4 protein-coding genes and 1 pseudogene are annotated in these 12,891 nt (G+C 43.8%); all 5 read left to right on the top strand.

The annotated features are described in order from the left end of the window. The first annotated feature begins 20 nt into the window (after positions 1-20). A complete protein-coding gene (locus tag BACCOPRO_RS16020; RefSeq protein ID WP_008145284.1) occupies positions 21-1,028 on the top strand; it encodes a FecR family protein in 1,008 nt (335 codons plus the stop codon). 246 nt (positions 1,029-1,274) lie between these two features. Next, positions 1,275-4,616 (top strand): TonB-dependent receptor, encoded by a 3,342-nt coding sequence (locus BACCOPRO_RS16015; protein WP_008145282.1) that lies wholly within the window; start codon positions 1,275-1,277, stop codon positions 4,614-4,616. Positions 4,617-4,628: 12 nt separating this feature from the next. Continuing rightward, positions 4,629-6,431, top strand: coding sequence for a RagB/SusD family nutrient uptake outer membrane protein (locus tag BACCOPRO_RS16010; RefSeq protein ID WP_008145281.1), 1,803 nt, complete (start codon positions 4,629-4,631; stop codon positions 6,429-6,431). A gap of 103 nt (positions 6,432-6,534) precedes the next feature. Further along, positions 6,535-9,030, top strand: a complete 2,496-nt coding sequence (locus tag BACCOPRO_RS16005; RefSeq protein ID WP_008145280.1) for an outer membrane protein assembly factor BamB family protein — start codon at positions 6,535-6,537, stop codon at positions 9,028-9,030. Between the two features lie 608 nt (positions 9,031-9,638). Next, positions 9,639-12,891 (top strand): annotated as a pseudogene (locus tag BACCOPRO_RS16000) (SusC/RagA family TonB-linked outer membrane protein); the annotation flags it as partial.

The raw sequence follows: 12,891 nt of genomic DNA, 5'->3' as shown, positions 1-12,891 counted from the left end.
AAAAATCAGATTTTGGTTTTATGAATATAATAATGGATAAAGAAGTAGCAAGGTTATTGGAAAAATTCCGTTCGGGCAGAATAACATCGGAGGAACTTCAGAAATTGAAGTCCCTGATGGAAATTACCTCCGATCAGGAACTGAAAGATATCCTTATGTCTGAATGGGACAAATTTGACCATTACTCACCACTTCCTGATGAAAAAATAGAGAAACTCTATGAAAAAATGAATATAAAGGAGAAAGAAATTCGCCAAAACAGAATTTCCTTCAAGAACTACTGGATGCAAATAGCTGCTTCCATTTTATTCATTATTGCAGGAAGTCTGACTGTGCTGACCTATATGCAGAACAAGACGATAAGTTCACTGGCAGAGCAAAATGTGGTAATACGTTCGGGTGACTACGGAAAATCACTGGTTACCCTGCCCGATGGAACGATTGTTTATCTGAACGCCAAGTCTTCGCTTACATACAGTCAGGATTTCGGGCGTGAAAGCAGAAATGTAGAGCTGTCGGGTGAAGGCTTCTTTGAAGTAAAGAAGGACATAAAAAAGCAATTTACGGTAAAGACAGGTTTTATGGACATTACCGTATTAGGTACGAAATTCAATGTATACGCCTATCAGGATAAGGATATCGTGGAAATGTCTCTGGTAGAAGGAAGTGTGAACATTGAGATGGTGCTTCCGCCGTACAAAAATATAAATGTAAAGCCCAATGAGAAAGTGACCTATTATAAAAAGACAGGCGAACTGAAACATGTTTCAACATCAAACGAGTCAGAAACTGCATGGATGAAAAAAGAGCTTGTATTCAGAAGTGAGACACTGGAAAACGTACTCAACTGTTTATCCAGAAAATTTGGAGTTACTTTCAATGTTGAGGATAAATCATTGCTGGATGATATCTATACGGGAACTTTTGATGATGAGAACATTGAAAGCATTATGAAGGTTTTGAAAATGCATTATAATTTTAATTACAAAAATGAAGACGGAATTATAACCATACAATTAAATGAATAATAACCTTTAAAACACTATGAATATGAAAACATAACTGTGAAAAAAAAACTCCGAATAATCGGCAAATTATTCGGAGCGGAGAATTAGATTAGTCTTTGAGAAGAAACTATGTGAGAAATAGTATCAACAAATTCAACATTTATTATTTTCATTTCAATGAGAACAAAAACACAACTAATTAATTCTGAGCATAAAGATAAGGAAAAACATTCATTTAAATTACGTTCCACCCTGTTATCTTTATGTATGTTAACTTTTATTGGGGGATATTCTCAAACAGGTCAGGTAAATCTCAACCTCAAGAATGCTTCTGTCAAAGAATTTTTCAAAGCGATTGAAAAGCAAACCAATTATCGGTTTTCTTATAGAGATGCAGAAGTGAACGGCAAAAGAGGCGTAACAATCTTGACAAACGGAAAGGCACTTAAACAGGTTCTTGTGGAGGAACTTGCCAAACAAGGACTTGACTATACTGTTTCAGGAAATAAAATCATCATATTTCCTGCAAAGAAGACCGTTGCCTCTACTAAAGAACAACGGGTAAAAGGTAAAATCATTGATTCCAATGGCGAACCGATGATTGGTGCTACGATTAAGGAAAAAGGTACATCGAACGGAGTCATTACTGACCTTAACGGTAATTTTGCATTCAATGTATCGGCAAATGCAGTGCTTGAAGTCTCCTTTGTCGGATACCAGACAAAAGAACTGAAAGCTGCTTTTGGAAAAGATATGGTTATCACGCTAAGTGAAGACACCCAGACTTTGGATGAAGTGGTAGTTGTAGGTTATGGTGTACAGAAGAAAGCAAACCTGTCCGGTGCGGTTGCTTCTGTTGCTACCAAGCAATTGGAAAACCGTCCGGTGTTGAACGTCGGTCAGGCATTGCAGGGTACAGTAGCCAACTTGAATGTGGAAATCGGCACCGGTCAGGCCATCTCTACCCCGTCTTTTAATGTACGTGGTTACGAATCTATCAATGGCGGTAGCCCGTTGATTGTAATTGATGGTGTCGCTTCAGACGCCGGTATGCTGAACCGTATGAACCCGAATGACATTGCCAGCATTTCGGTATTGAAGGATGCATCTTCATGTGCCATCTATGGTGCCAAGGCCGCATATGGTGTAATTTTGGTTACAACCAAAGAGGCTAAAAATGAAAAATTGACCATCAACTACAACAACAACTTTTCTTTCCGAAGCAATACGTTCTCACCGGAAATTATTACTGATCCCTACACAGTAGCTACCATGCGTAACCAGGCTTATTATCCGTGGGGAACCATTTACAACGAAGAATCATTGGAGTACGCCAAGAAAATGTCCGAGAATCCGGGCTCCGACCCTTATCGTCTGACTCCTAACGGTACTTATGAATATTGGGGACAGACCGACTGGGTAGACGAGTGCTACAAAAACTTCTCTTTTGCAACCAATCACTCGGTAGATCTTTCGGGACGTACGGACAAACTGGATTATTATTTCTCAGCCGGATACAATTATCAGAACGGTATGATCAAATACAATACTGATACCTATAACCGCTATACCATCAACAGCAAACTGAATTTTCATATTAAGGACTGGTGGAGCGTTTCGAATAATACCAGTGTCATTACTTATGATTACAAGGCTCCTACCAACCTGAGTAGTGATACTTATTGGGCTATCAACCGTATTTCTCCGCTGGACATGCCCAAGAATCCTGACGGTACCTGGACCAGTAGCGGTGCCAATCCGTTGGGGCTGTTGGCAGAAGGTGGTGATTGGGAAAAATATGAAACCCAGATACGTACCACATTCGGTACCCGGATTGATCTATTGAAAGATGTGTTATGGGTACAAGGTTCGCTGTCTTATTCTACAAACAAAAACCGCCAGCGCTGGGCTTATCTGCCGGTAGCATATACCGACGGTCCTGATCGCCCCATAAAATATCAAAATGAGGTGACCAGTGCTTATGCTGATTCCGGCGATGACAAAGACATCTATATCGACATCTATGCAACTTTCCACAAGACATTTGCCCAAAAGCATGATTTGACGGCCATGATTGGTTTCAATCAGGAAGAATACGAATATTACGGTAATAACTTGGACCGCAAAGATCTGATCTCTACCTCCGTACCCACTGCCGGTCTGGCCACTGGTGACATGAACGTTGGCGAAAGCCTGGGTTCCAAAGCTACCCGAAGCGGTTTCGGACGTATCGGTTACATTTATGACAATAAATATATCATCGAGTTCAACGGCCGTTATGACGGTACTTCTTCGTTCCCCAAAGATGACCGTTTTGTATTTAACCCCTCTGCCTCACTGGGTTGGGTTATTTCCAAGGAAAAATTCTTTGAGCCATTGACCTCTACCATCAGTTTTTTGAAGTTCCGTGCTTCCTATGGTCAGCTGGGAAATCAGGATGTAGGTTATTATCCTTATCTGGCTACTATGGGAAATGGTAAGATAAGTGCCATTATCGAAGGAAAACAACCTGTTTATGTAGGTACTCCCGGATTGGTTTCCGGTTCACTGACATGGGAAAAAGTAAAGACTCTCAATGTGGGTGCTGACTTGAATTTCTTCGAAAACCGCTTGTCGTTTACCGGTGAATACTATGTCCGTCGCACTGAAGATATGCTGACACATGGAGCTACTTTACCGGGTGTTTTGGGTACAGATGTCCCCTATGCCAATGCGGCCGACCTGAAGACGCGTGGTTGGGAGTTGACTGTAGGCTACAAGGATCGGTTCACTGTAGCAGGCAAGCCGTTGAATATAGGTGTAAGTTTCAATATTGCAGACAGCCGTACTTTCATCACGAAGTTTGATAACCCGAATGGCAACTTGAGCGACTGGTACGAAGGATGTGAAGTCGGAGAAATGTGGGGATTGACTACGCTTGGTTTCTTTAAAGATGAAGAGGATATCAAGAATCATGCCGACCAGACTCCGGTCACCTCTTATCCAGGTACACCTCCGACTGCTCCCGGAGATTTGAAGTTTGCTGATCTTGATGGAGATGGTATCATCAACAGTGGTGCCTGGACTTTAGAAGACCATGGCGATTATACAGTTATTGGTAACAGCAGAAGCCGGTATACTTATGGAATTTCCCTGAATGCTGATTGGAATAGTTTCGACTTTAGTGTTTTCCTGCAAGGTGTAGGCAAGAAAGACTATTATCCTGGTGCTAGCGACCTCTACTTCTGGGGTATTTATAACCAGCCCTGGACCAACATTACCTATGGTAACATGTACGATCATTGGAGTGAAGACAATCCGGACGGTTATTTCCCCCGTCTGAAATCATACGTAGCTTTCCAGGGAGGTCTGGAGGCAGCTGCCACTCAGACTAAATATTTGCAGAATGCAGCCTATCTTCGCTTGAAGAATCTGCAGCTTGGTTATACTTTCCCCAAAAAATGGGTGGAAAAAATCGGGTTAAGTTATTTACGCCTGTTCTTTACGGGAGATAACCTAGCTGTATGGTCAGGCTTGTACAAACACTATAAATGCGATCCTGAAGGCCTGGCCGGTAGCGGTTATCCATTGCAACGTGCTTATTCTTTCGGTATGAATGTGACATTTTAAATAAACAAAACAATGAAAACAGCAAAATATATAACACTGAGTATGCTCGGTTTAACCATGATGGGATGTAACGACTCGTTTTTAGACCGTTTTCCTGAAGACAGTTTAACTGAAAAGAGTTTCTTCAAGTCAGTAAGCGATCTGGAAACGTATGCCTATGGACTCTACAACTGGGGAGCCAGTACAACCGATGGTGTATCCGATAATGTAATTTATTGTGAAGCAAGTAGTGTGTTCGATAAGATGAACGGTCAGCTTACTCCGGAAGAAGTAGGACAGTGGGGATGGGGAACCCTCCGTTCCATCAATTTCTTTCTGGCACGTGCCCCACAGGCCACAGGCAACGAAGCGGATATCAATCATTTTATTGGCTTAGGCAGACTGTATCGCGCCAAAGAATACTATGGAAAGGTACAAAGTTATTCGGATGTTCCCTGGTATAGCAAAGACTTGCAAACGACTGATACGGAAGAACTGTACAAAACCCAGGATCCGCGTGCTTTGGTAGTAGACAGCATCATGGCTGATTTGGACTTTGCCGTGAAAAACATGAAGGATGGTAACAGTAAGACAGAAATCTATAAAGTCGTGGCATTGGCAGAACAGGCACGTATTGCCTTGAATGAAGGTACCTTCCGCAAGTATCATCCTGAATTGGAATTAAACGACTACGACAGGTTCCTGGAATTGGCAGTCCAGGCATCTGAAACCATCATGAACAATTATGATTATGAGATTTCCAATGTTCCCAATGGCTCCATGCCTCCGTATCGCGCACTGTTCAGCAGTCTGGATTTGAGTACGAATCCGGAAGTGATTCTGGTGATGGACAACGACAAGAATTTAGGACGTAAGTATGGCATTAGTTCCATTTTCAATTATAATCACTCAATAAGCCGTGACCTGATGGAAGATTATCTTTACATCACTGAAGATGGTAAAGCTGTTCCTTTTCACACGGTTCCCGGTTATGAGACTATGACTGTAACTGAAGTGTATAAAAACCGCGATCCTCGTATGGCTGAAACACTGATGCCAATTGGCTGGCAACGCGAATGGGACAAAATGCCGGCTCAGCAGAAAATGGAATTCGGTGGTTATCCGCAAGTAAAGTTCTGTCTGGACACTCCACAGGATATGTGGGAATGGGGTACAGCATATTGTGATCTTCCTATTCTTCGCTATGCCACCATCCTTCTGATCAATGCAGAAGCTAAAGCCGAACTGGGTATTCTGACCCAGGAGGATTTGGATAAAACCATCAACAAAATCCGTGGTCGTGTAGGTGTAGAACTTCCTCCCGCCAAGTTGGATGAATGGTTGAACAATCCCGATCCTGTACAGATGGCCCGCTACTCCAACATTAAATCAACGCAGGCAGGAGCTGTTGCCGAAGTCCGTCACGAGCGCCGTATCGAATTGGCCTGTGAGGGTTATCGCTATAATGACCTGATGCGTTGGGGATGTGCCAAACTTCTGGAAAAAGTCCCGGAAGGTGCCTATATCCCGGGTTATGGCTATATGGATACCAATGGTGACGGAGTCAAGGATGTGGGATTCTTCCCGGATTCAGAAAGTGCCAATGAAGCGAAAAAAGATTTGACCGAAGAAGACTTGAAGAATGTAAGTACTCAAATTATCGATGACAAATCTCCGATTATGTTTTCAGAAGGTGACCATGGACATATCCTTCGTACTTCTCAGGTACAGGCCAACTGGGAATGGATAGAACCTAAATATTATTATACTCCTATTTCGGTACGTGATATCAATATCAATCCTAACTTAAAACAGAATAAGTTCTGGGCCGAATAATAACACAGTATAAACATAACTAAGCGTAAAGGCTACTTCATTATCTTGCTCAAATAATGGACGAAGCCTTTACTGCTTTAGTTTCATTTTAAGAGATATATTCATGAAAAAAATATTGCTCGGAATGCTGTTGGCATTCCCCTCCATTCTGTCTGCACAATACACCGGCAAGGTTTATGTTGACACCAATCATAACGGGCGTTATGACAAAGGGGAAACACTGATGAAAGGAATATCGGTGTCAGATGGACTAAATGTAGTTCAGACAGACGGAAAAGGACAGTTTACCTTGCCCGGACATGAGAAGGCACGTTTTGTATTTATCACTACTCCTTCGGGCTATAAGACAGAGAATGCTTATTATCATCGTATCGAAGGCAAAGAAGTCAGTTACGACTTCGGACTTTTGCGCTATAATGCCGTACAGACCGACGGCAGTCACCGGTTTATCCATATCTCGGATACGGAAATCGGAGAAGCGCAGGGACAGGACGAATGGACAGAAGGTATGCGCGAGTATGCCGCCAATGAAAAAGTTGCCTTCATCATTCATACTGGAGACATTTGTTATGTGGGAGGCTTGAATAGTCATATCAAAGTGATGAATTCATCCAACATGCCAGAAACTCAAGTATTCTATGCCATCGGAAACCACGATCTGGTAGCCGGGAAATATGGAGAAGAACTTTTTGAGAAAATCTACGGACCTACATTTTATTCATTTGAAGTGGGCAATGTCCATTATATTGTTACACCGATGCCGGGTGGTGACTATTCCCCCAGCTATCGCATGAATGAAGTATTCAGTTGGATGGCCAATGACTTGAAGTATGTAGATAAGAATAAGGCAATCTATGTTTTCAACCATACCATTCCCGGAGAATGCGGATGTCCGGATTTTAAATTTACACTGAAGAACCAAGAAGTAGTTGACCTCCTGGCACACAACCTGAAAGCATGGCTTTATGGACACTGGCATGTAAACCATATTTACACGCATCCGGATAATCAGGTAGCAGTAATATGTTCTTCTACACCTATTTATGGCGGTATAGACCATGCTTCCTCAGCTTTTCGTGTGATGCATATTGATGCAAAAGGAGACTTTACTTCAGATTTTCACTATTCGTATCTGGATAAAAAGATGGTAATTGCATCTATCCAGAACCATCAGTCTGCCATTAGTCCGGATGGAACCATACCTCTGACCGTCAATGCTTATTCCACAGCGAGTCCGGTAGTCCGTATGATATACAGCTGTACATCAGACGGGAAGGTTTTATTGAAAAACAAACCGATGAAACAACAAAGTGATTTTGCATGGACAGCTGAGATATCTTTACCGTCAACAGCCAAAGGACACTATGTTACCGTTATCGCTGAAGCGCAATATGCCAATGGGGAAATCAGTAAAAAAACGGCATCTTTCTTGTATGAAGACCAGCAGCAGCCTATTGTGACCGATAAGGATTGGAATAACCTGTTAGGCAATCCGACTCACACCGGTCTGGTTGAAGATACGCTGGTTGCCCCCCGTCTGGCCTGGACGACCAATGTCGGTTCCAATATCTATATGTCCGCACCAGTGGTCAGCGAAGGCTTTGTCTATGTGGCTTCGCTGGATGAGAATGAAACCGGTAAGGCCTCAATTACAAAAATAGAAGCTGCTACCGGGCAGATTGTCTGGAAATCTCCGTTGAAATCATCCGTCCGTAACAGCATTGCAATAGATGGCGGACTTGTATTTGCACAAGATGTACAAGGTATCGTTTATGCAATAGATACGAAAAACGGTGCAATCGTGTGGCAAAAGGATTTAAAAATAGGTGTAACCCCTGCCCTGAATGACGGACTGGTAGCCAAAGACGGCATTGTCTATGCGGGTACAGGTTATCAACTGACAGCCTTCAAAGGTCAAACTGGCGAAATAATCTGGCAGAACAAGGACTGGGGACGTGGTGAAGGTTGCGTAGCCACCCTGACGTTGAGTGAGGACAATGTCCTCATTGGAAGCCGTCATTGGGGAGCCCTGTTTGGAAATAATGCTGAAACCGGTAAAATGCTTTGGCAGGATTGGGACAAGGATTTACGCTTTCGGGCTGCAACACCGGCAGCATGGGGTGATGTTATGTATGTTACTTCTGCTAATTCTCTGTTGATGGTAGAGAATAAAACAGGACGCATTCTGATGCGCAAGAAGTTGAATTACGGCGTAGAAGTTGCCTCTACTCCATTGGTGACAAAAGACGCCATAATTTTTGGTACTTCCAACAATGGTGTAGTAGCATTGGACAAGGAAACACTGGAAGAAAAATGGCACTTCAAAACCCGTGAAGCCATGATTCTTTCAGCTCCTTATCAGGGCAATCATCCGAATACGGTCGAAACAAGTCCGGTTTTATGTGGCAACCAGGTGTATATCGGTGCCTCAGATGGGACACTGTATGCCCTCGATGCCCAAAGCGGACGTTTACAATGGCGGCATTCGATGGGAGCTCCTCTTTTTGCTACCATTGCAATATCGGGGAATGGTCTCTTTGCCGTAGATTTTGGCGGCAATGTATATGGCTTTTCCTGCGAATTGAAAAAGTCCAGGTAAGACGAAATATTGTGTAGGCATCTTGGTAGTTAGGGTTTTCGGCATTTACGTTGAAAACTCTAGCTACTCTATTCCCAATACAGATGCCAGTCCGGAAAATAAACTTATAATTTATTGATAATAATTTAGTCTAAGAAAATCGTATAAAAGTATAAATACCAGCTTTTATGTAAATATTTTTCATTGCATGATTATAAGTGTATTTACTACAATAACCATCTTGTAGAAAATCACATAATACAGACATTACAACTTTCAATTTACATTATTATAAATAACTATATTTTAAACACATAGATCAATATATAACTTTACAAAAGCTGGTATTTACAATACAATAAGCCATCTATGCACAAGACAAAAAGGGAGATTTTTTGATTATAGAACTTAAATAATACGCATTTAATTAGTAAAAATATTTTTTATCGACACTTATTGTTTATTTTACATAAAGTTTATATCTTCGCCGCCGTATTAATTCTCACATTCATATACTATAAAAAACAGGAAATATGAAAAACATTTCTGTCCAATCAAAGGGTGTGACAACCTACACACCACCGACCCGTTCCTTCAAGGTATCGCGTTACGCAGCCTTAGGACTTTGCATGGGCATTTTATTACCCATTTCATCTAATCTCTATGCAGCACAGCCTGCCAATGTTTTATCCGGCCTGTCTATCGAACAAACCGGTAAAATTACAGTAAAAGGTAAAGTTACCGATGCCAGCGGAGAACCCATCATCGGTGCAACCATTCTGGAAAAAGGCACAACCAACGGAGTTACCACCGATCTGGATGGTCTGTTCTCTTTAACTACCCAGAAAAATGCCGAACTGGAAATTTCTTTTGTGGGTTACAAAACCCAGACACTAAAGGCAACTTCAGGAAAAGAGATTCTGGTCAAACTGCTGGAAGACACCAAATTGCTGGATGAAGTTGTGGTTGTCGGCTTTGGAAGTCAAAAGAAAGCGAATCTGACCGGAGCCGTTTCCGTTGTTACAGCCGATGAAATCGCCGAGCGTCCGGTAAGCAATGTTTCACAGGCCTTGCAAGGTGTCGTTCCCGGATTGAACATTTCGCAGACCAACGGTAGCCTGGAAGATACTCCGAGTATTAATGTCCGCGGTATGGGTACCATCGGACAGGGTTCCAGCGGCAGCCCGCTGGTTTTGATTGATGGCATGGAAGGTGACCTCAACACCATCAACCCTCAGGATATTGCCAACATTTCCGTGTTAAAAGATGCAGCGGCATCTTCTATTTACGGCTCACGCGCACCGTTCGGTGTCATCCTGATCACAACCAAGAAGGGTAATGACGACGGCAAACTGACCCTTAACTACAACAACTCATTCCGCTGGGGAAATCCGATCAACAAAAACCACATGATGAACTCTGTTGACTTCGCCAGTTTCCTGAACGATGCCAACACCAACAGCAGCAGTGGGGTATTCTTCGACAACGAACGCATGGCGAAAATTGTTGAATACCACAATGCCAGACCTTACAAACCGGGACAGCGCATTACCGAGGATGGAAGAATCCTTTATGCACTCAGCCCGGCATCATGGGACGAAACCGTATGGGGAGACGGTTATCAGGTCGGTATTGATGATGTGGATCGTTTCGATGTCATTTACAAAGACTGGACGTTCTCACAGGAACACAATTTCAGTGCTAACGGCGGTAGCAAGAAATTCAATTACTACGCATCTTTCAATTATCTGGATCAGGGCGGTTTGATGAACATCGGGGAAGAAGGATTCAAACGATATAATGTTACAGCAAAAATCAACTCAGAGCTTACCAAATGGCTCCGCTTCAATTACAGCATGCGTTTCAGCCGTCAGGATCAGAAACGCCCGTCACGCCTGACCAGCAGTCTCTATCAGTCCATTGCCCGACAGGGATGGCCTACCCTGCCTCTTTACGATCCGAACGGATACTATTACAGCAGTCCGTCACCGGAACTCGGACTGGCAGAAGGCGGTACTGACCAGTGGCAGAATGACCGTATCTACCAGCAGGCCGGACTGTTGATCGAACCGATCAAGAACTGGCTCACTCATGTGGAATTCAATTACAGTACTTACCATCAGGACCGTCACTGGGATTCTCAGGTTTTGTATAACCACAACGTAGCCGGAGACCCTGTCGTTTATGAAGACGGATCAGAGGTGCACGAAGGATTCTACAAGAATGCTCATCTCACCTTCAACGCATATACAGAATATACTCACCTGTTCAACGACACTCACAACCTGCATGTGATGGCCGGTTTCCAGGCAGAAGAAATGCGTGTAAAACAATACGGACTGACCCGCAATGGTATCATGTTCCCAAACAAACCGGTGATCGACCTTACCAGCGGCAACAGTTTCTATGGGGAGGCTATGACTCCGGATGTATACGGAAACCTCAGCGACTGGTCTACAGCCGGTTTCTTTGGCCGTGTAAACTACGACTACATGGGCCGTTATCTGTTTGAAGCCAATATCCGTGCAGACGGTTCTTCCCGCTTCCGCAGCGACAACCGGTGGAAAGTATTCCCGTCTGTATCAGTCGGATGGAATATCGCACAGGAAAAATTCTTCGAACCGCTGAGCAATACGATCGGAACATTGAAACTTCGCGGATCTTTCGGTTCATTAGGTAATCAGAATACAACCAACTGGTATCAGACTTACCAGACTCTTGCCATCTATTCCGCCAGTGGAGCATGGCTGATGAACGGCAACCGTCCGAATACGGCAGGTACACCGGGACTTGTATCTACCGACCTTGGCTGGGAAACCATCCAGAGTTACAACGTCGGTCTCGACTGGGGATTGCTCAAGAATCGTCTGACCGGATCGTTTGAATATTATATCCGTGACAACCAAAAACATGGTCGGCAACGCTCCTGAACTTCCGAACATCCTGGGTACAGGAGTTCCCGTAACCAACAATACCGACCTCCGCTCTCAGGGATGGGAGTTGACTATCGGATGGAGAGACCGCCTGCAGAACGGATTCAGCTATGGGGTAAACTTTAACTTGTCGGACGCACGTACCAAAATCACCAAATATCCCAACAACCCGACTGAAAATATCTGGAACTATATTCCGGGACGATACATCGGTGAAATCTGGGGTTACACAACTGTGGGACTGGCACAGACAGACCAGCAGATGCAAGACCACCTGGCTACCCTGCCTAACGGTGGACAAGATGCACTGGGACAAGACTGGACAGCAGGAGATATCATGTACGCAGACCTGAACGGAGACGGTAAGATTTCAAGCGGATCTGAAACATTGAGTGACCACGGAGACTTGTCTGTCATCGGAAACAACACTCCGCGCTACCTGTTCGGACTTGACCTGAACGCCAGCTGGAAAGGATTCGACTTCCGTGCCTTCTTCCAAGGTGTCATGAAACGTGACGTATGGCAGGGAAGTGCTTACATGTTCGGTACTTCCTGGCAGATCTGGAATGACAACGGTCTGACCGCTGTCAGCGACTACTTCCGTGACCAGAACACATGGTCTGTACAGAACGGCTACCAGCAGGAAAATCTGGACGCTTATCTGCCACGCCCGCTGCATAACTACAAAAACCAGCAGACCCAGACACGTTACTTACAGAATGCAGCCTATATCCGCTTGAAGAACCTGCAGCTGGGATACACCATTCCGAACAGCATTACCAGCCGCTGGGGTATCCAGAACCTGCGTTTCTTCGTTTCAGGAGAAAACCTGTGGACACTTTCCGGAGTTGACAAGCAGTTCGATCCCGAAACTCTTTATGGCGGTTACGAAGAAGGTGTAGCCTACCCATTATCCAGAACCTTCTCTTGCGGTTTAAGTATCACCCTC

Origin of the sequence: Phocaeicola coprophilus DSM 18228 = JCM 13818 (genome assembly GCF_000157915.1) — a bacterium.
Taxonomy (GTDB): domain Bacteria; phylum Bacteroidota; class Bacteroidia; order Bacteroidales; family Bacteroidaceae; genus Phocaeicola; species Phocaeicola coprophilus.
This window is presented reverse-complemented; position numbering and strand designations above follow the sequence as displayed.

Bases quoted from the DNA above. Each gene is read 5' to 3' on its own strand.
- BACCOPRO_RS16015 (WP_008145282.1), top strand. From the start codon at position 1,275: ATGTTAACTTTTATTGGGGGATATTCTCAAACAGGTCAGGTAAATCTC.
- BACCOPRO_RS16020 (WP_008145284.1), top strand. From the start codon at position 21: ATGAATATAATAATGGATAAAGAAGTAGCAAGGTTATTGGAAAAATTC.
- BACCOPRO_RS16010 (WP_008145281.1), top strand. From the start codon at position 4,629: ATGAAAACAGCAAAATATATAACACTGAGTATGCTCGGTTTAACCATG.
- BACCOPRO_RS16005 (WP_008145280.1), top strand. From the start codon at position 6,535: ATGAAAAAAATATTGCTCGGAATGCTGTTGGCATTCCCCTCCATTCTG.